At 70.8% G+C, this 18,648-nt stretch carries 17 protein-coding genes; 12 read left to right on the forward strand and 5 right to left on the reverse strand.

The genetic code is table 11. The features are described from left to right. Positions 1 to 126 precede the first annotated feature (126 nt). Positions 127 to 3,054 carry a glycoside hydrolase family 3 C-terminal domain-containing protein gene (locus ACWEGE_RS41990; protein WP_449666073.1) on the reverse strand — a complete coding sequence of 976 codons (2,928 nt, stop codon included), beginning with the start codon at positions 3,052 to 3,054 and terminating at the stop codon, positions 127 to 129. Positions 3,055 to 3,403: 349 nt separating this feature from the next. Here ACWEGE_RS41990 and ACWEGE_RS41995 point away from each other — a divergent pair, with 349 nt between their 5' ends. Genes ACWEGE_RS41995 through ACWEGE_RS42015 form a run of 5 tightly spaced genes read left to right on the forward strand, consistent with a single transcriptional unit; the run spans position 3,404 to position 9,457 of the window. Next, on the forward strand, positions 3,404 to 4,411 hold the full coding sequence (locus ACWEGE_RS41995) for a LacI family DNA-binding transcriptional regulator (protein ID WP_449666074.1): 1,008 nt from the start codon (positions 3,404 to 3,406) through the stop codon (positions 4,409 to 4,411). A 39-nt stretch (positions 4,412 to 4,450) separates the two neighbouring features. Next, positions 4,451 to 5,683, forward strand: coding sequence for a sugar ABC transporter substrate-binding protein (locus tag ACWEGE_RS42000; RefSeq protein ID WP_449666075.1), 1,233 nt, complete (start codon positions 4,451 to 4,453; stop codon positions 5,681 to 5,683). Continuing rightward, positions 5,680 to 6,621, forward strand: a complete 942-nt coding sequence (locus tag ACWEGE_RS42005; RefSeq protein ID WP_449666076.1) for a carbohydrate ABC transporter permease — start codon at positions 5,680 to 5,682, stop codon at positions 6,619 to 6,621. The genes ACWEGE_RS42000 and ACWEGE_RS42005 overlap by 4 nt, the downstream gene beginning before the upstream one ends. Then, complete coding sequence (locus ACWEGE_RS42010; protein WP_449666077.1) at positions 6,618 to 7,433, forward strand: carbohydrate ABC transporter permease; 816 nt, start codon at positions 6,618 to 6,620, stop codon at positions 7,431 to 7,433. The genes ACWEGE_RS42005 and ACWEGE_RS42010 overlap by 4 nt, the downstream gene beginning before the upstream one ends. A gap of 20 nt (positions 7,434 to 7,453) precedes the next feature. Continuing rightward, positions 7,454 to 9,457 (forward strand): glycoside hydrolase family 31 protein, encoded by a 2,004-nt coding sequence (locus ACWEGE_RS42015; RefSeq protein WP_449666078.1) that lies wholly within the window; start codon positions 7,454 to 7,456, stop codon positions 9,455 to 9,457. Between the two features lie 3 nt (positions 9,458 to 9,460). Here ACWEGE_RS42015 and ACWEGE_RS42020 read toward each other — a convergent pair whose 3' ends face one another. Beyond that, positions 9,461 to 10,054, reverse strand: a complete 594-nt coding sequence (locus tag ACWEGE_RS42020) for a pentapeptide repeat-containing protein (RefSeq protein ID WP_449666079.1) — start codon at positions 10,052 to 10,054, stop codon at positions 9,461 to 9,463. Between the two features lie 44 nt (positions 10,055 to 10,098). On the opposite strand from ACWEGE_RS42020, the gene ACWEGE_RS42025 reads away from it, so the two are divergent. Next, a complete protein-coding gene (locus ACWEGE_RS42025) occupies positions 10,099 to 10,701 on the forward strand; it encodes a TetR/AcrR family transcriptional regulator (protein ID WP_449666080.1) in 603 nt (200 codons plus the stop codon). Between the two features lie 22 nt (positions 10,702 to 10,723). Here ACWEGE_RS42025 and ACWEGE_RS42030 read toward each other — a convergent pair whose 3' ends face one another. Continuing rightward, positions 10,724 to 11,281: a YceI family protein gene (locus ACWEGE_RS42030; protein WP_449666081.1), complete on the reverse strand. Its 558-nt coding sequence runs from the start codon at positions 11,279 to 11,281 to the stop codon at positions 10,724 to 10,726. 107 nt (positions 11,282 to 11,388) lie between these two features. Between ACWEGE_RS42030 and ACWEGE_RS42035 the strand changes: the two genes are divergently transcribed. The 5 genes from ACWEGE_RS42035 (at position 11,389) to ACWEGE_RS42055 (ending at position 16,768) form a co-directional block, all read left to right on the forward strand. Further along, the gene (locus ACWEGE_RS42035; RefSeq protein WP_449666082.1) at positions 11,389 to 11,865 is read left to right on the forward strand and encodes a MarR family winged helix-turn-helix transcriptional regulator; all 477 of its coding nucleotides are present in this window, start codon (positions 11,389 to 11,391) and stop codon (positions 11,863 to 11,865) included. A gap of 8 nt (positions 11,866 to 11,873) precedes the next feature. Next, positions 11,874 to 12,857: a glutathione S-transferase family protein gene (locus ACWEGE_RS42040; protein ID WP_449666083.1), complete on the forward strand. Its 984-nt coding sequence runs from the start codon at positions 11,874 to 11,876 to the stop codon at positions 12,855 to 12,857. 22 nt (positions 12,858 to 12,879) lie between these two features. Beyond that, positions 12,880 to 13,662 (forward strand): SDR family NAD(P)-dependent oxidoreductase, encoded by a 783-nt coding sequence (locus ACWEGE_RS42045; RefSeq protein ID WP_449666084.1) that lies wholly within the window; start codon positions 12,880 to 12,882, stop codon positions 13,660 to 13,662. 95 nt (positions 13,663 to 13,757) lie between these two features. Beyond that, the gene (locus ACWEGE_RS42050; protein ID WP_449666085.1) at positions 13,758 to 15,578 is read left to right on the forward strand and encodes a GmrSD restriction endonuclease domain-containing protein; all 1,821 of its coding nucleotides are present in this window, start codon (positions 13,758 to 13,760) and stop codon (positions 15,576 to 15,578) included. A gap of 59 nt (positions 15,579 to 15,637) precedes the next feature. Further along, positions 15,638 to 16,768 (forward strand): epoxide hydrolase family protein, encoded by a 1,131-nt coding sequence (locus tag ACWEGE_RS42055; protein ID WP_449666086.1) that lies wholly within the window; start codon positions 15,638 to 15,640, stop codon positions 16,766 to 16,768. Here ACWEGE_RS42055 and ACWEGE_RS42060 read toward each other — a convergent pair. Beyond that, positions 16,765 to 17,340 carry an LmrA/YxaF family transcription factor gene (locus ACWEGE_RS42060; protein ID WP_449666141.1) on the reverse strand — a complete coding sequence of 192 codons (576 nt, stop codon included), beginning with the start codon at positions 17,338 to 17,340 and terminating at the stop codon, positions 16,765 to 16,767. The genes ACWEGE_RS42055 and ACWEGE_RS42060 overlap by 4 nt on opposite strands. Beyond that, entirely contained in the window at positions 17,222 to 17,863 is a 642-nt protein-coding gene (locus tag ACWEGE_RS42065) for an N-acetyltransferase family protein (protein WP_449666087.1), read from the reverse strand. The genes ACWEGE_RS42060 and ACWEGE_RS42065 overlap by 119 nt, the downstream gene beginning before the upstream one ends. Before the next feature lie 130 nt (positions 17,864 to 17,993). Between ACWEGE_RS42065 and ACWEGE_RS42070 the strand changes: the two genes are divergently transcribed. Further along, positions 17,994 to 18,593: a hypothetical protein gene (locus ACWEGE_RS42070; protein ID WP_449666088.1), complete on the forward strand. Its 600-nt coding sequence runs from the start codon at positions 17,994 to 17,996 to the stop codon at positions 18,591 to 18,593. Positions 18,594 to 18,648: the final 55 nt, after the last annotated feature.

Consider the following 18,648-nt stretch of genomic DNA (forward strand, 5'->3'; position numbering starts at 1 on the left):
TACCCCCGCGGGGGGCCGACCCCCGCCCCCCCCCCGGTCCCAACACTCCCCCCTGTCGGGGGGTGCTGCCCCCCCCCCCGGGGGGGGGGGGGGGGGCCCCCCCCCCCCCCCCACCACTCACGAGCCTCACCGCAGCGAGAACGTCGCCAGGTTCACCGGGCCGTCGAAGGTCAGGTAGACGTCGTGCCTGCCGCTCGCCTTGGCCAAGGCCGCCGTCACCGTCGTGTACGCGTACCGGTCGCCGGTCGAGGACACCGAAGCCGTCCCCAGCACCGGGCCGGTCGGCGCATCCAGGCGAATCGTGACGTGCGATGACGCCGTCGCGGAGACCGAGGCCGAGAACCGCGCCGGGCCGTTCAACGCCACGTTGCGGTAGGCCACCCAGCTGCCGGCCACGCCGGCGACCGAGGTGCCCGAAACCTTCGACGTGTCCGTCAGCGTCGTGCCGGAGTAGTCGTCGAAGTTCTGGGCCTGCGTCGGGCGGCTCAGGTCGCGCGGCAGGGCCCGCTCCCCCGGCACGTAGACCGGCTGCGGTGCCGACAGCTCGGAGGCGTTGCGGCCCACCGAGAACTCGTAGACCCCCGCCGCCACCACGGACCTCTCCCGCGAGACGTCCCAGGTCGCCAGGTCCGCCACGGGCACCTCGAAGCGCACCGTGCGGGTCTCCTTCGGCGCCAGTGCCACCTTCGAGAAGTCCCGCAACCGCTGCACGCCGGCGCTCTTCGAGTAGAGCTGGACGACATCGGAACCGCTGCGGGCGCTGGTGTTCGTCACGTCGACACTGACCTTGACCTTCCCGCCGGCCTGGGAAGCGCGCACGTTGTCGTAGCGGAAGCTCGTGTAGCTGAGCCCGTAGCCGAACGGGAACAGCGGCTTGCCGCGGTAGTACTGGTAGGTCAGCCCGGTCTTCGCGATGTCGTAGTCCAGGATGCCCGGGAGCGCCGCGTCGGAGGCGTACCAGGTCTGGGTGAGCCGCCCGCCCGGGTCCTTGTCGCCGAAGAGGACGTCGGCGACCGCGTGCCCGGTCTCCTGGCCGGCGTGGCTGGTCCACAGGATGCCGGGCACCGGAAGGGTGTCCCAGCCGGTCGTCGGGTAGCTGTTCTCCACCACGACGACCGTGTGCGGGTTCGCCTTTTGCACCGCCTCGATCAGAGCGCGCTGCGCCGGGGCGAGTTCGGTGCTCGTGCGATCGTTGGCCTCGCGGCCGTTGATGAACGGCATGCTGCCGACCACCACCACGGCGGTGTCCGCGTCCTTGGCCGCGGCGACCGCGGTGCCGACGCCGCTGGAGAGCACGTCACGGCCGAACCTGGTCGCGTGCGCGGCGTCCGGGGCGGAGATGGTCAGGGCCCCGTCGGCGCCGACGACGGCGAACTTGTTCGGGCCGAACCACGGCTCGTTCGCCTCGTTGCCCGCGTATTCGAGCACGTAGCTGCCGTCCGGCTGGGCGTCGAGCTTCAGCTGCTGCTGGACGAACCAGCCCGCCGGCTGGTCGACGTCGTTCACCAGGGCGCCGCCGGAGTAGCTGAGGAACTTGCCGTTCGCGGCCGCGCGCAGGGTGTGCTTGCCCGCGCCCCAGTCGTAGACGTCGAAGGACTCGGCGGTGCCCGCGGTGGTCCCGCCCGCGGTGATCTTGCCGGTGGTGGCGGGTGCGGTCAGGTACCTGCCGGTCGAGAGGTCCTTCAGGGCGATCCGGTCGACACCTTCGGCCGACGCGACCGTGCCCGCCGAGCCGAGCCGCTCCTTGATGCCCTGCAGCGGCGTGACCTTGTACTGCATCGCGCCGGCGTACCAGTCTTCGTAGAGGGTGTTCGAGAGCGGCCCGACGACCGCGACCTTCTTGTTCCGCGCGGCGTCCAGCGGCAGCGCGCCGCCGTTGTTGCGCAGCAGCACCATCTGCTCGCCGGCCGCCTTGCGCGCCAGTGCCCGGTGCTCCGGCGAGCCGATGACGGCCGGGGTGATCTTCGCGTACGGGTTGCGCCCGGGCGGGTCGAACTCGCCGAGCCGGAACCGCAGCGAAAGCAGGTGCCGGTCGGCGTTTTCGACGTCGGCCATGGTCAGGAACCCCTTGGCCAGCGCCTCCTTGACCGCGGCGACGGTGATCGAGCCGTCGGTGTCGTTGTCGGTGAAGCTGTCGAGCCCCGCCTTGATCGCCGCCGCGTCCGCTTCGGCCTTGGTGGCGTAGTACTTCTCGGAGTTGACCAGGTTGGACGGCGCGCCGGCGTCGCTGACCACGGCGATGTCCTGCGGCGCCCACTTGCGCAGCGCGCCGTCGAGGTCCGGGCTCACGTGGTTGGGCCGGCCGTTGACCAGGTTGTACGAGGGCATCACGGCGTTGGCCGCGCCCGCCTGCAGCGGGATCTTGAAGGCCTGCTCGTCGTAGTCGTGGAGGATCTTCGGCGGCACCGAGGAGTTGCTGGTGTCGCGGTCGGCCTCGTTGTTGTAGGCGAGGAAGTGCTTCAGCGTCGGCGCGGCCTGCAGGTACCGCGGGTCGTCACCCTGCATGCCGCGGCCGTAGGCCACCGCGGTCTTCCCCGTCAGGTAGGGGTCTTCGGAGTAGCCCTCTTCGTTGCGGCCCCACCGCGGGTCGCGCAGCAGGTTCACCACCGGGGCCCACAGGTTGAGGCCCCACAGCGTCGGGTTGCGGGCGTTGAAGCCGCGCGCCTCCTGCCCGACGGCCGCGCCCACCTGCTTCACCAGTGCCGGGTCCCAGGTGGTGGCCAGGCCGATGGCCTGCGAGAACACCGTGCCGTCCGCCTTCACGACGGCACCTTTGTTGTCGTAGTCGGTCGACCACGCCACCCCGTGCAGGGCTTCGGTGCCGGTCTTGAACACCCCGATGCCCAGCCGCGGAATGGCCGGTTCGTACTGGTGCAGCAGCGAGATCTTCTCGTCCGCCGTCAACCGGGACAGCAGGTCGTCGATCCGCGTCGCCAGTGGCAGCGACGGGTCGCGGAACGGCGGTGGCGGGGCCGCGAGCGCCGGTGACGGCGTCACCAGCAGGGTCGCGGCCACCGCCGGGACGAGGGCACGGCGGAAGAAGGACAAGCGCACGGACGGCCTCCGATTCGTCGAATCGTTTCGACGGCGCGGCGCGGAACATTCGCGTCGAACGGCGGGGAACCCGACGACTATTACAGCCGGGTGAGCGGAAGGTCAAGGTTCGCTGGGAGCACTCCCAGGCACCCGGGCGACCGGGCAAGAAGGTGGCGCTGAGCTGCAAAAAGAGCCTTCAACTCCGCCTTTCGACGAATTCGACGCGGACCCTCGTTGTCGAATACCCGTCGAATAGCGGCAACCGGCGAATGTTGCTTGTGTTTCACGCGGATGTCATTTACCTTCATGCCATCGTCGATGCGCTTCGACAGCTACCCACTCCTCCCCCGTCCCCAGGAGGCCGCCCGTGGTCACGATCAACGACGTCGCCAACGCGGCCGGGGTGGCCCCCAGCACGGTGTCGTACGTGATCAGCGGCAAGCGTTCGATCTCGCCGAAGACCCGACGGCTGGTCGAGGACAGCATCCGCAAGCTCGGCTACCACCCGCACGCCGGGGCGCGGGCGCTGGCCAGCAGCAAGACCAACGTCCTGGCCCTGGTCGTGCCGCTGCGCACGGACCTGAACGTCGCCGTCGTGATGGAGTTCGTCGCCTCGGCGGTCACCGCGGCCCGCGCGCACGACCACGACCTGCTGCTGCTCACCAAGGACGAAGGGCCCGCCGCGCTGCAGCGGGTGGCGTCCTCGGCGATCGCGGACGCGCTGATGGTGATGGACGTCGAAACCGCCGACCCCCGGGTGCCGATGCTGCTGGCGCTCGACCTGCCGGTGGTGCTCATCGGCGTGCCCGACCACCCGGCCGGGCTCAGCTGCGTCGACCTCGACTTCACCGCGGCGGCCTCGGCGTGCGTCGCGCACCTGGCCGAGCTCGGCCACCGCTCGATCGCGCTGATCGGCCCGTCCCCCGCGGTCTACCGGCGTGGCACGAGCTACGCGACGCGGTTCCTGCGCGGCTTCGACGAAGCCGCGAAGAGCCGGGAGGTGCGTGCGGCTTCCCACGCGTGCGCCCATTCCTACGAGGCGGTGAGCGCCTGTCTCGACGAGCTGCTCGCCGCCGATCCCGGCCTCACCGGACTGGTCGTGCACAACGAGGCCGTGCTGCCCGGGCTGCTGTCGGACCTGCGCCACCGCGGCCTGCGGGTGCCCGAGGACATCTCGGTCATCGCCGTGTGCCCGGACAGCATGGCCGAGCAGCACGCCGTGTCGCTGACCAACGTGGCCATCCCGGCCGAAGAGGTCGGCACCCAGGCCGTCGAAATGACCATGCGCCGGCTCGCCGGCCACACCACCCCGGAGGTCCGGCTGCTCGGGCCCCGCCTCACCCGGCGCGACAGCACCGCCGCGCCGCGCGCCTAGACCGACCCGGTTCTGCTCCGCCGCCGAAGGAGAATCACCATGTCCTTGGTTCGTCGCGCCCTCGTGCTGACCGCGGGCGCCGCACTGCTGGCCGCCTGCAGCCCCAGCCCCGCCCCGTCCACGCCCGGCGGCGCCGGTACGGAGGCCGCCAAGTCGATCACCGAGCTCGACTACTACGCCGACGAGCAGGGATCCGCCGCCTGGCAGAAGATCCTCGACACCTGCGCCGCGCAGACCGGGATCAAGATCGAGCGCCAGAAGGTGCCGACCAGCCAGATGCTGCCCAAGGTCCTGCAGGGCGCGAGCTCGAAGACGCTGCCGAACCTGCTCTTCACCGACAACCCGACGCTGCAGCAGGTCGCCGCCACCGGTGCGCTGACCCCGCTGGCCGACTACGGCATCGGCACCGAGGGGTACTACGACAGCATCGTCAAGGCCGGGACCTACCAGGGCAAGGTGTACGGCGTCGCGCCCGGTGTCAACGGCCTCGCGCTGATCTACAACAAGGACCTCCTGCAGGCCGCCGGCGTCGAGCCGCCGAAGACGTGGGACGAGCTCAAGGCCGCCGCGGCGAAGCTGACCAAGGACGGCAAGTACGGCCTCTCCTTCTCCGCCATCTCCTCGGAAGAGGGCACCTGGCAGTTCCTGCCGTTCTTCTGGAGCAACGGCGCCGAACTGTCCCAATTGGACTCGCCGAAGGCGGCGCAGGCCCTGCAGTTCGTCACCGACCTGGTGAACTCCGGTTCGGCGTCGAAGTCGGTGGTGACCTGGAGCCAGAACGACGTCGCCGACCAGTTCGTCAGCGGCGGCACGGCGATGATGATCAACGGGTCGTGGAACCTCGCCCGGCTCGACGAGCAGAAGTCGCTGCACTACGGCGTCGTGCCGATCCCGGTGCCCCAGGCCGGCGGCAAGCCCGTGGTCGCCCTCGGCGGCGAGGTCGGCGCCGTGCCGGTGAGCAGCGGGCCCACCCAGCAGGCCGCCGGCAAGGTGCTCTCCTGCATCCTCTCCGAGCCGACGATGCTCGAGTGGAGCAAGGCGCACGCCTACATCCCGTCGAAGACGGCCACGGCGCAGAAGTTCGGCACCGAACAGCCGGCGATGCAGGCCTTCGTCGACGAAGTCGGCACCGCCCGCTCCCGCACCGCCGAGCTCGGCGAGAAGTACCCGAAGGTCTCGCAGGCGCTGGCCGACGCCCTCCAGGCGGCGCTGACCGGGAAGACGCCGGTCGACCAGGCGCTCAAGGCCGCGCAACAAGCGAGCGGATCGTGACGGTCGCCACCGCCCCGGCGGTCTCGGCGGCACCCCGCGCGAGCCGGAAGTCCCGCCGGGACAACCGGTTCGCCGCGTGGGCGTTCCTGCTGCCCGCCCTGGCCTACATCGTCGTGTTCTTCGGCTACCCCCTGGTCGCGAACCTGGTGATGAGCACGCAGAACTACACGGTGAAGTCGTTCTACACCGGTGAAGCGCCCTTCGTGGGCATCGCGAACTACTCCGCCGTGCTGAACAACCCGCTGTTCTCGACGGCGGCGCTCAACACGGTGCTGTTCACCGCCGGGTCGATCGTCTTCCAGTTCGGCATCGGCCTCGCGCTAGCGGTGTTCTTCAACGGCCGCTTCCTCGGCAGCGCGCTGCTCCGGTCGCTGCTCCTGCTGCCGTGGCTGCTGCCGCTGGTGGTCAGCGGCGCGGTCTGGCGGTGGATGTTCGACCAGGACCACGGCGTGCTCAACGCGGGCCTGCGGCTGCTGGGCTTCGACGCGGTGCCGTGGCTGAGCAGCACGAGCTGGGCGCTGCCGGCGGTGATCCTCACCAACATCTGGATCGGCATCCCGTTCAACCTGGTCATCCTGCACGGCGGCCTGCGCGCGATCCCGGCGTCGCTCTACGAGGCCGCGGCGCTGGACGGCGCCGGGGCGTGGCAGCGGTTCCGGCACGTCACCTGGCCGCTGCTGCGGCCGGTCACCGGGATCGTGCTCATGCTCGGGCTGGTCTACACGATCAAGGTGTTCGACGTGATCATGGTCGTCACCGGCGGCGGGCCGGCCGGCTCGACCCAGACGCTCACCACGTGGTCCTACCGGCTGTCCTTCCAGGACTTCGCCTTCGGCCAGGGCGCGGCGGTCGGCAACGTCCTCATCGTGGTGGCGACCCTGTTCGGGCTGCTGTACCTGCGCTCGGCGAAGGCGACCTTGGCGGAGGCGGCGGCATGAAGACGGCGAACTGGCCGCGGACGGTGGCCGGCGTGCTGATCGTGGCGGTGCTGCTGTTCCCGCTGTACTGGATGGTCAACGCCTCCCTGCAGCCCAGCGGCGCGCTGCTGCGCCCGGACCCGGCGTTCTTCCCGGCCGGCGGCACCCTGGACGGTTATCGCAAGGCCTTGTCCTCCCAAGGGCCGCACCTGCTCTCCAGCGTCGTCGTCGCGCTCGGCACGGTGCTCGTGTCCCTGCTGGTGGCGGCGCCCGCGTCGTACGCGCTGGCCCAGCTGAAGGTGCGCGGCGGGCCGGTGCTGGTGTTCGTGCTGCTCATCGTGCAGATGATCCCCGGCATCGTGATGGCGAACGCGCTCTACACCGTGTTCAGCAACCTCGGCCTGATCGACAACTACCTCGGGCTGGTGCTCGCCGACTCGACCGCGACCATCCCGTTCGCCATCCTGCTGCTGCGGGCGTTCATGATCTCCGTGCCGAAGGAGCTCACCGAAGCGTCCCGGGTGGACGGTGCCGGCTACTGGCGGACGTTCTTCTCGATCATCCTGCCGGTCAGCCGCAACGCGCTGGTGACGGCCGGGCTGTTCTCGTTCCTGTTCGCCTGGGCCGACTTCCTGTTCGCCGTCACCCTCACCACCGGGCAGGTGTTCGAGCCCATCACGGTGGGCATCTACCGGTTCGTCGGCAACCAGTCCGCCGACTGGAACGGGATCATGGCCACCGCCGTCCTCGCCGCGATCCCCGCGGCCGTCCTGCTCGTCGTCGCCCAGCGTTACGTCGTCGCCGGGCTGACCAGCGGCGCCGTCAAAGACTAGTCCTTCCCAAGGAGACCCGCGTGATCGCCACGACCGAAGACGGCCGCTCGCTCGAAGTCCGCGTGCGGCACGAGGTGCTGCGCATCGAGCCGTGGGGCGAGGGCAGCCTGCGCGTGCGCGCCGGACGGCACCGCATCCTCGACGACGTCCCGGGCGCGCTGCTGCCCGCGAAACCGTCCGCCGCCACCGCGGAGGCCGACGGGCGGCACGGCCGGGTGGTCAACGGCCCGCTCACCGCGATCGTCGAGATCGCCGACACCGACACCGGCATCGACGCGCAGCTCAAGTTCGTCCGCACGGACACCGGCGAGGAGCTGCTTTCCGAGCAGCGCGCGCACTTCTGGTGGCCGGGAGCCCGGCTGTTCATGCCGTCGCGCAACGGCTACGGCCGCCTCGAACAGCGGTTCACCGCCTACGACGACGAGCGGCTCTTCGGCCTCGGGCAGCGCACGCACGGCCGGCTCGACCAGAAGGGCCTCGTGCTCGACCTGGTGCAGCGCAACGCCGAGGTGTCGGTGCCGTTCCTGCTCTCCAGCCGCGGCTACGGGTTCCTGTGGAACAGTCCCGCCGTCGGCCGGGTGGAGCTGGCCGCCAACGGCACCCGCTGGGTCGCCGACGACGCACGTCAGCTCGACTACTGGGTCACCACCGGCGACGGACCCCGTCAGATCCTCGGCCACTACGCCGACGCGACCGGCCACGCACCGATGCTGCCGGAGTGGGCGGCCGGGTTCTGGCAGTCGAAGCTGCGCTACCGCACCCAGGAGGAACTGCTCGCCGTCGCCCGGGAGTACCACTCGCGCGGCCTGCCGCTGTCGGTGATCGTGGCGGACTTCTTCCACTGGACGCACCTCGGCGACTGGAAGTTCGACCCGGCCGAGTGGCCCGACCCGGCCGGGCTGGTGCGGGAGCTGGGTGAGCTCGGCGTCAAGCTGATGGTGTCGGTGTGGCCGTCGGTGAACCCGCTCTCGGAGAACTACCGCGAGCTGCACGAACGGGGCCTGCTGGTCGCCGCCGAGAGCGGGGTCCCGGCACACGCGCCGTGGAAGGACAAGGGGTTCGGCGTCGAGATGCCGGTCGCGTTCTACGACGCGACCAACCCGGAGGCGCGGCGGTTCGTCTGGAGCAAGGTCAAGGAGAACTACTACGACCTGGGCGTGCGCGCGTGGTGGCTGGACGGCGACGAGCCGGAGATCCAGCCCGGTCACCCGCACAACCTCGGCTTCCACGCCGGCCCGGGCGCGGAGGTGTTCAACCTCTACCCGCAGGCGAACGCGCAGACGTTCCACGACGGCATCCGCGCCGAAGGCGACGACGAGGTGGTGCTGCTGTCCCGCTCGGCCTGGGCGGGCAGCCAGCGGTTCGGGGCGGCGCTCTGGTCGGGCGACGTCGGGGCGACGTGGGCCTCGCTGCGCGCGCAGGTGCGGGCCGGGCTGAACGTGGCGCTGGCCGGGATCCCCTGGTGGACGACGGACATCGGCGGCTTCCACGGCGGCGACCCGGCGTCGCCGGAGTACCGGGAGCTGATGGTCCGCTGGTTCTCCTACGGCGTGTTCTGCCCGCTGTTCCGCCTGCACGGCTTCCGCGACCCGCGCCCGGCGTTCGGACCCGAGATGACCGGCGGCCCCAACGAGGTCTGGTCGTTCGGTTCGGCGGCCTACGAGGCGATCACGGCGTCGCTGCGCCTGCGCGAACGCCTGCGGCCGTACCTGATGGCGCAGATGCGGGTGGCCCACGAGCAGGGCATCCCGCCGATGCGGCCGGTGTTCGTCGACTTCCCGGCGGACGGCGCGGCCTGGGACGTGGACGACCAGTTCCTGCTCGGCCCGGACGTGCTGGTGGCCCCGGTGCTCGAACCGGGCGTCACCACCCGCCGGGTGTACCTCCCGGCGGGGGCGACGTGGACGGACGCGGTGACCGGCACCCGGCACGAGGGCGGCGAGTGGGTCGAGGCGCCGGCCCCGGCGGAGCGGATCCCGGTGTTCCTCCGCGACGGGGCGGACGTGCCGATCCGCGCGCAGTAGCCGTCACCACGGCTGGACGTGCGTCCCGGTGAAGTCGAATTCGGCGGCCGTTGCGCCCGTGAAGTCCACGCGGCCGCCGAAGGACGCTCCGGCGAAGCTCGCCGATCCCGTGAAGACCGTGCCGCCGAACCGGGCGTCGCCGGTGAACCGGACGTCGCGGAAGCACGCATCGCGGACTTCGCAGCCGCGCAGGTCCACGGCGTGCAGCACCAGGCCGTCCAGGTCGAGGTCCATCCCCGGCCAGAACCACGGGGAGTCGGGTCGCAGGTGCGGCCGCAGGAGCCGCCACAGCTCGGCCTGCCACTCCGGCGAGTCCGGCCAGTCGTCCTCGAACCGGTCCAGGACTTCGCCGACGCACTCCTGGCGCAGCTCCGGGTCACGGTCGGCCCGCCGGGCGAAGGAGGTCAGCGCGGTCAGCCGGGCGGCGCGCTCGTCGGCCAGCAGCCGGGCGGCGACCTCGTCGTCCACCGGCTCCGGCGGCGACGACGGGGTCAGCACCTCGGCGGGCCGGTCGCGGCGCAGGAGCAGCCACGCCGTGACCGCTCCAGACACGGCGCCGATCAGCGCGAGGACCGCGAACGGCGTGACCGTGGACATACCCGGAATTCTCCCGGCGGCCGCCAGCGAATTAAAGTGGACCTGTGAGTCCAAAGCTGACCCCGAAGGGCGCCGCGACGCGGCAGCGGATCATCGAGGGTGCCGCGGCGGAGATCCGCGAGCGCGGCGTCGCCGTCACGACGCTGGACGACGTCCGGGCGCGGACGGGAACCAGCAAGAGCCAGCTCTTCCACTACTTCCCCGACGGCAAGGAAGAGCTCCTGCTGGCGGTGGCGCGCTTCGAAGCGGACCAGGTCCTGGCGGTCCAGCAGCCGCAGCTGGGGAACCTGACGTCGTGGGCGGCGTGGCGGCGGTGGCGGGACACGGTCGTCTCGCACTACGACAGCCGCGGGCAGCACTGCCCGCTCAACGTGCTGATCTCCCAGCTCGGCCGCGCGACGCCGGGCGCGCAGGCCGTGGTGACCGAGCTGCTGCGCCGCTGGCAGGACGAGATCGAAGCGGGCATCCGCCACCTGCAGCGCGCCGGCGAGGTCAGCCGGGAGCTGGACGCGGGGCGCGCGGCGGCCGCCCTGCTGGCCGGCATCCAGGGCGGCGTGGTCGTGATGCTGTCGACCGGCCGCATCGACCACCTGGAAGCGGCGCTCGACGTCGGCATCGGGAACCTGCGGGCGAGCGGGAACCGGTGAGCCCGGTTCCCGCTCGCTGCGATCAGGCGGACTTGATCGCGGAGATCTCGAACTCCAGCGTGACCTTGTCGCTCACCAGCACGCCACCGGTCTCGAGGGCGGCGTTCCAGGTGATGCCGTAGTCCTTGCGGCTGATCGTGGTGGAGCCCTCGAAGCCGATCCGGTCGTTGCCGAACGGGTCCTTGGCCGAGCCCTCGAACTCGAACGGGACGGTGACCGAACGGGTGACGTCCTTGATGGTCAGGTCGCCGGTGACGTCGAAGCTGGTGTCGCCGGTCTGCTTGATCTCGGTCGAGGTGAAGGTGATCTGCGGGTACTCGTCCATCGACAGGAAGTCGTTGCTCTTCAGGTGCCCGTCGCGGTCGGCGTTGCGGGTGTCGATGCTGTGGGCCTGGATGGTCACCTGGACGCTCGACTTCTCCGGCGCGTCGCCGTCGATGGTGGCGGAGCCGGTGAACTCGTTGAAGCTGCCGCGCACCTTGGTCACCATGGCGTGCCGGGCGACGAACCCGATCCGCGAGTGGGCGGCGTCGAGGGTGTATTCGCCGGTCAGCTGGGGGTAGGTGGTCGCGCTGGTCATCGCTGTTCTTCTCTCCTCGTGGTGGCACCCCCCGGTGATTGAGGGTTCAACGACACTGTACTCACTTTGGCTGGTTGCGCAAGCAAGCTTTCGGTAGAGTCGCCGACATGGGTGATCTTTCCGCGCTCGACCTCGACGAAGCCGCCTTCTGGCGGCCGCTGATGCGCATCACGACGGCGCTGCCGCGCGCGCTCGAGGACCACTTCCTGTCCGAGACGGGCCTGGCGATCACCGACTACGGCGTGCTGGTGGCGCTGTCCGAAGCGCCGGACCACCTGCTGCGCATCTCGGCGCTGGCGGCGACCACCGGGCTGTCGCTGAGCCGGATCAGCCGGGTGGTCGACGACCTCACCCGCCGCGGCCTGGTCGAGAAGCGCAAGTGCGCCGAAGACGGCCGCGCGTCCAACGCCGTGCTGACCGCGGCCGGATTGGCCAGACTGGAGGCGGCCTACCCGAGCCACCTCGCCCGCGTGCGGACCGCGGTGTTCGACCACCTGAGCGCCGAGGACATCCGCACGGCCGGGCCGGTGCTGGCCCGGCTGGCCGCGGCACTGGACGCCGCTCCCCCGACCGACGACTGCTGAGGACGCCGATGACCGACAAGGGCGAGTACGAACGGGACCTGAACTACATCCCGGACCGGATCACCGCCGACGGCCGCGACGGCTGGCCGGTCGAGCCGGGCCGCTACCGGCTGGTGGTCGCGCGGGCGTGCCCGTGGGCGAACCGCGCGGTGATCGTGCGGCGGCTGCTCGGCCTCGAACCGGTGCTCTCGATGGGGATCGCCGGCCCGGTGCACGACGAGCGCAGCTGGAGCTTCGACCTCGACCAGGATTCGAAGGACCCGGTGCTCGGCATCGAGCGGCTGCAGGAGGCGTTCTTCAAGCGCGATCCGGACTACCCGCGCGGGATCACGGTGCCGGCGTTCGTCGACGTCCCGAGCGGCCAGGTCGTCACCAACGACTTCGCGCAGATGACGCTGGACATGTCCACGGAGTGGACGGCCTACCACCGCGACGGGGCGCCGGAGCTGTACCCGGAGAAGCTGCGCGACGAGATCGACGACGTCGCGCAGAAAGTGTTCACCGACGTGAACAACGCGGTGTACCAGTGCGGGTTCGCCCGGTCGCAGGAGGCGTACGAGCACTCGTACCGGAAGCTGTTCGCCCGGCTCGACTGGCTGTCGGAGCGGCTGACCGGCCGGCGGTACCTGGTGGGCGACACGATCACCGAGGCCGACGTCCGGCTGTTCACCACACTGGTGCGGTTCGACGCGGTGTACCACGGCCACTTCAAGTGCAACCGGCAGAAGCTGACCGAGCTGCCGGTGCTGTGGGCGTACACGCGCGACCTGTTCCAGACGCCCGGGTTCGGCGACACGATCGACTTCGCGCAGATCAAGGAGCACTACTACGTGGTGCACAAGAACGTGAACCCGACGGGGATCGTCCCGCTGGGCCCGGACACCAGCGGCTGGCTGACCCCGCACGGCCGCGAGGAGCTGGGTGGCCGCCCGTTCGGCGACGGGACGCCGCCGGGTCCGCCGCCCGCCGACGAGAGGGTGCCCGCGCTGTAGGTTCGCGGCTACGGTGATCGCCATGGAACGCCTGCGCGATCGCCGAATCCTGGTCACCGGAGCCGCCTCGGGCATCGGCCGGGCCACCGTCTTCCGCCTGCTGGAGGAGGGTGCCCTGGTCGTCGGCGTCGACGTCCGCGAAGAGGGGCTGATCGACACCCAGAAGGCCGCGCCGCGCGGCGGCCTGACGACGTACGTCATGGACGTGGCCGACGAGGAGTCGGTGAACTCCGGGGTGGCCGCGGCGGTCGAGGCCCTCGGCGGGCTCGACGTGGTGGTCAACGCGGCGGGGATCCTGCTGGCGTCGCACACGCACGAGACGTCGCTGGAGCTGTGGAACCGGGTGCTGGCGGTGAACCTCACGGGCACGTTCCTGGTGACGCGCGCGGCGCTGCCGGCCCTGCTTTCGTCGGACGCGGGCGTGGTGGTGAACTTCAGCTCGACGTCGGCGACGTTCGCCCACCCGTACATGGCGGCGTACTGCGCGAGCAAGGGCGGGATCCAGGCGTTCACGCACTCGCTGGCGTTGGAGTACGGGAAGCGCGGCCTGCGCGCGGTCAGCATCGCCCCGGGCAGCGTGAAGAGCGGCATCACGGACTCGGCGGCGAGCTGGCTGCCGTCGAACGTGGACTTTTCGCTGTTCGGACGGCTGCTGCCGATCCTGCCGACGGACCACACGACGGAAGTGGGCAACGCGGTGGCGGGCCCGGAGACGGTGGCGGGCGTGGTGGCCATGCTCGCGTCGGAGGACGGCAAGTTCATCACGGGCACGGAAATCCGCATCGACGGTGGCACGCACACCTGAGCGGTGTCGATCGATACCGGTCCTTGACCTCCCTCCTGAAACTTTTCGCCGGGCGCGCACGACTTAGGGCGGACGGTTCGAGGACGGGAGAAGACGTGGGCGTTGAGGCTTTCGGCATCGAGAAGGAGTTCCTCAAGGACCTGCTGACCCAGGTCGACCGCGGGGAGACCCAGCTGCCGGAGTTCCAGCGGGGGTGGGTTTGGCCGGACCGCAACATCGCGAGCCTGATCGCCTCGATCTCCCTCGGCTACCCGGCCGGCACAGTGATGATGCTCCGGCAGGGCGGGGAAACCCGCTTCAAGACGCGAGCCGTCGAAGGCGCCCCACCGGCGCCCCGGACGACTCCCGACCGCCTGATCCTCGACGGCCAGCAGCGGCTGACCTCGCTCTACCAGTCGATCCACCGCAAGGCCCCGGTCGAGACCCAGGACGTCCGCGGAAAGGACGTCAAGGGATGGTTCTACCTCGACATGACCCGGGCTGTGCTCGACGACGGCGACCGGGAAGACACCGTCGTGTTCGTGCCGGAAACGAAGATCCGCCTCGACTTCCGCGGCCGCCCGACCTTGGACCTGTCGACACCGGACAAAGAGTACGCGGCGAGGATGTTCCCCTGCACCGCGTTGTTCGACTCGATGCCGTGGATGATGGGCTTCTTCCAGTCCGACCCCGCGCGGCAGAACGAGAATCTCAAGCTGTGGAGCAGCTTCCACGATGCCGTGGTGCAGCGCTTCACCCAGTACCAGCTGCCGGTGATCGAGCTGGGCCGCAGCACGCCGCGGCAAGCCGTCTGCCAGGTCTTCGAGAAGGTCAACACCGGCGGCGTCACGCTCACGGTCTTCGAACTGCTCACCGCCACGTTCGCGGCCGACGACTTCGACCTGCGCCAGGACTGGGACGACCGCAAGGCGTCCTGGAGCACCGGGAAGTACGGCATCCTGGCCGACGTCGCCAACACCGACTTCCTGCAGGCGGTGGCCTTGCTGGCGACCATCGAGCGGCGGCAGGCCGCCATCGAGGCCGGCCGCGACGAAGCCGCCGCTCCGCGGATCGGCTGCCGCCGGGCCGACATGCTGAACCTGACCCTGCCGGAATACCTGAAGTGGGCTCCGGACGTGGCGGAAGGCCTCAAGGCCGCGGCGCAGTTCCTCCACGCCCAGCACATCTTCGACACCCGGTTCCTCCCCTACGGCAGCCAGCTCATCCCGATGGCCGCCGTCTTCGCGCTGTTGCGGCAGGAGGCCGAGACGGTCGGGGCCCGCCAGAAGATCTCCCGCTGGTACTGGTGCGGAGTCTTCGGCGAGCTCTACGGCGGCACCACCGAGACGCGGTTCGCCCGCGACGTCCCGGATCTCGTCGACTGGGTCCGCGGCGCGGAAACGGAGCCCCGGACCGTGCAGGACGCCCAGTTCGTCTCCAGCCGGCTCTGGTCGCTGCGGACTCGTGGGTCCGCAGCGTACAAGGGCCTCTACGCCCTGCTCCTGCGCGAAGGTCCGCTGGACTGGTGCACCGGGTCGGACATGTCGGACGAGAACTACTTCGACAACGCGGTGGACATCCACCACGTTTTCCCGAAGGTGTGGTGTGAAAAGGCCGGCATCGAGGCGAACCGCTACAACTCGATCGTCAACAAGACTCCGCTGACCGCGCGCACCAACCGGATCATCGGTGGCCGTCCGCCGTCCGTCTACCTTCGCGGGCTGGCCAAGAGTGCCGAAACGACACCCGAGACCATCGACCGGAACGTGGGTTCCCACCAGGTCTCCGCGGTCGATCTACGGAACGACGATTTCGAGGCGGCGATGAGCCGTCGTGAGCGCGCGCTGCTGTCGCTGATCAGCCGGGTCATGGGCAAGGAGGTGCAGACCGACGCCCCGGTCGATGAACTGAGCGGAGTGTTCAGCGGGGGTCTCTGACGCGAGCACGGGGCCATTAAAGGACACCTCCTGTCCTATATCCGCGAGACCGTCGCCCCATGGATCCCTTCCGACTCGAAGTCCCCCAAGCCGACCTCGACGAGCTTCGTCGCCGCCTCGCCGCGACCCGCTGGCCCGGCGAACTCCCGGGCGTCGGCTGGGACTACGGCGTCAGCCAGTCCGCCCTCGCCGAGCTCGTCGGTTACTGGCAGCACGGCTTCGACTGGCGTGCCCAAGAAGCCCGGCTCAACGCCTTCCCCCAGTTCACCACCACCATCGACGGCCAGAACATCCACTTCCTGCACGTCCGCTCCCCCGAGCCGGACGCCACGCCGCTGATCGTCACGCACGGGTGGCCGAGCACCGTCGCCGACTTCCTCGACGTCCTGGGTCCGCTCACCGATCCGGAAGCCCACGGCGGGGACCCGAAGGACGCCTTCCACGTCGTCGCGCCGTCGGTGCCCGGGTTCGCCTTCTCCGGCCCCACCAGCGACCGGAACTGGAACACCCGCCGCATCGCGAAAGCGTGGGCCGAACTGATGCGGCGGCTCGGCTACGACCGCTACGGCGCCCAGGGCGGTGACTTCGGCAGCATCGTCTCGCCCGAACTCGGCCGCGTCGCCCCCGAGGCGGTGCTGGGCGTGCACGTCAACGCCGTCGCCAACGCCGGGGTGCCGACCGCTCCCGGCGATCTCGACCGGCTGTCCGAAGAGGACCGGAAGCGAGCCGAAGAGAACCGGACGTGGTGGTACGCCCACTCCGGCTACGCCACCCAGATGGCCACCCGCCCGCAGACCCTCGCCTACGCCCTCAACGACTCCCCCGCCGGGCAGCTCGCGTGGAACCTCGAGTGGTTCGTCGACTGGGACCCGACCACCACGAACCAGACCCCGGTACGCCGGGACGCCGTCCTCACCGACGTGACGATCTTCTGGCTCACCGGCACCGCGGGCTCGGCCGCGCGCCTCTACCTCGAGGCGGCCCAGGACGGCTGGGGTGAACGGCCCGCCCCGTCCGGCGTGCCGACCGCCGTGGCGAACTTCCGCGGTGACCACGCGATCCGCGGCCTGGCCGAGCTCTCCAACACCGTGACGCGCTGGTCGGAGTACGACACCGGCGGGCACTTCGCGTCACTGCAGGCACCGGACGTGCTGGTCGAGGACATCCGGGCGTTCTTCCGCGGGCTCTAGGCCAAGGCTCGGCGGCGGCGTTTGTCCACGGCGCCGTCGAGCAACGGCCGCAGCTCCGCGACCACCGTCTCGAGCGGGGCCACGTCCCGGTTCGCCCGGGCCAGGACGATCGCGCCCTCCAGCGCGCTGAGCATCAGCACCGCCAGTGACGTGCTGCGCGCCGGCGGCACGCCCAGCTGCTCGAGGGTCGCGGCGACCGGGCGCTGCCAGCCTTCGAACGCCTTGCCCGCCGCCTCACGCAGGCTGTCGCTGGTCGCGGCGGCGTCGACGACCGTCGCCGCCAGCGGGCAGCCCGCGTCGAAACCGGACGTCGTGAATTCGCCGGTCCACTGGGCCGCCATGGCTTCGAACAGCTTCCCCGGGGTCGGGTCCTCGAGCTTCGCCGCCATGCGGGCCACGCGCCGGGCCGCGTAGTCGCCTGCCCAGGTGACGGCTTCGGCGATCAGCTGGTCCTTACCGCCCGGGAAGTAGTGCTGCAGGGACCCCCGCGGAGCTTCGGCGTGGGCGACCACGTCTCGCATTCCGGTCGCCCCGACTCCGTGGATCCGCACCAGCTGCGCGGCGCTGAGCACCATCCGCTCGCGCGGTGTCCTGGTCATCGGCTGCCTCCTTCATGACGTCCGTCATGGTAGCCCAGTCCGGCACGACCAGCGCGAAGTCGCGCTCGCCGCGCTCGTACGACGGCACCGGCCGGAAGCCCTGGCCCCGCAGCAGCGCCTCCGCCCCGGTGTTCCCGGCCTGGACGGTGGCCCGCACGGTCCAGCCCGGCCAGCGGCCGGCGGCCCACAGCCACCGGCTCAGCGCCCGGCCGATCCCCCGCCGCTGCCACGCGTCGGCGACGAGGATCGCGATCTCCGCCTCCCCCGGCTGCTCCGAGACGAGGTTGAGCAACCCCACCGGAACGCCTCCGCGCACGGCGAGCAGGGCGACACCCGCCGGCGGCCCGGCGAGCAGGAACCGTTGATAGCGCTGGAAAACGTCGGCCGGCCGGGCGGGCCCGCCCATCATGAACCGGCGCCGGAGACTGTCCGGCGAGCTGGCCGCGACGACGGCGGCGGCACCCGCGCGGTCCGCGACCGCTATGACGGTTGTCATAGGTCCATGAGAGCACACCGGGACGCCGGCCACACTATGACCGCCGTCATAGATCACCGGGCCCGGTTCGTCCGGAGGGCACCCGGGTACGTTGCCGTGGCCGCGCTCCCCCACCGCGAAAGGCCCTCCGATGCAGCTCTACGCCGAACGGCCGGTCCGCCGTACCGCCCAGCTCGTCAGCGACCTGCTGGCCGTGCTGCTCGTCGTCCTCGCGGTGTGGCTGGGGACCTCGGTGTACGACCAGGTCATGAAGCTGCGCGCGCCCGGCGACGGCCTGGTCGACGCCGGCACCGGCCTGCGCGGCACCTTCGACTCCGCCGCGAACTCCGCCGACGGCATCCCGCTCGTCGGGGACGCACTGGCCAAGGCCCTCCACGGCGGTTCGGACGTCGGCACCAAGCTCACGGACGCGGGCAACTGGCAGATCGAGGCCGTCGAGAACCTGGCCTGGTGGCTGGCGGCGATCATCATCGCCCTGCCGGTGCTCACGCTCGTGGTCACCTGGCTGCCGCTGCGCTGGCACTACACCCGCCGGGCCACGGCGGCCGCGCGGCTGCGAGCCCTCGGCGACGCCGGGCTGGACCTGCTCGCCCTGCGGGCACTGGCCACCCAGCCACTGGGGCGCCTGGCCGCGGTGGGCGAACCGGCCAACGGCTGGCGGGAGCGCGACCGGGACGTCATCGAGAAGCTCGCCGGGCACGAACTGGCCCGGCACGGGCTCGCCCGGTGAGCCGGAGGTCTTCCCGCCGGGGCTCAGGACACCGGCGGGAAGACCTCCTCTACTC

It is taken from the genome of Amycolatopsis sp. NPDC004747 (assembly GCF_053601335.1).

Excerpts from the sequence above, each read along its gene's own strand:
- ACWEGE_RS42070 (WP_449666088.1), top strand. The coding sequence starts at position 17,994 with ATGCAGCTCTACGCCGAACGGCCGGTCCGCCGTACCGCCCAGCTCGTC.
- ACWEGE_RS42035 (WP_449666082.1), top strand. The coding sequence starts at position 11,389 with ATGGGTGATCTTTCCGCGCTCGACCTCGACGAAGCCGCCTTCTGGCGG.
- ACWEGE_RS42010 (WP_449666077.1), top strand. The coding sequence starts at position 6,618 with ATGAAGACGGCGAACTGGCCGCGGACGGTGGCCGGCGTGCTGATCGTG.
- ACWEGE_RS42000 (WP_449666075.1), top strand. The coding sequence starts at position 4,451 with ATGTCCTTGGTTCGTCGCGCCCTCGTGCTGACCGCGGGCGCCGCACTG.
- ACWEGE_RS42040 (WP_449666083.1), top strand. The coding sequence starts at position 11,874 with ATGACCGACAAGGGCGAGTACGAACGGGACCTGAACTACATCCCGGAC.
- ACWEGE_RS42045 (WP_449666084.1), top strand. The coding sequence starts at position 12,880 with ATGGAACGCCTGCGCGATCGCCGAATCCTGGTCACCGGAGCCGCCTCG.
- ACWEGE_RS42030 (WP_449666081.1), bottom strand. The coding sequence starts at position 11,281 with ATGACCAGCGCGACCACCTACCCCCAGCTGACCGGCGAATACACCCTC.
- ACWEGE_RS42055 (WP_449666086.1), top strand. The coding sequence starts at position 15,638 with ATGGATCCCTTCCGACTCGAAGTCCCCCAAGCCGACCTCGACGAGCTT.
- ACWEGE_RS42065 (WP_449666087.1), bottom strand. The coding sequence starts at position 17,863 with ATGACAACCGTCATAGCGGTCGCGGACCGCGCGGGTGCCGCCGCCGTC.
- ACWEGE_RS42020 (WP_449666079.1), bottom strand. The coding sequence starts at position 10,054 with ATGTCCACGGTCACGCCGTTCGCGGTCCTCGCGCTGATCGGCGCCGTG.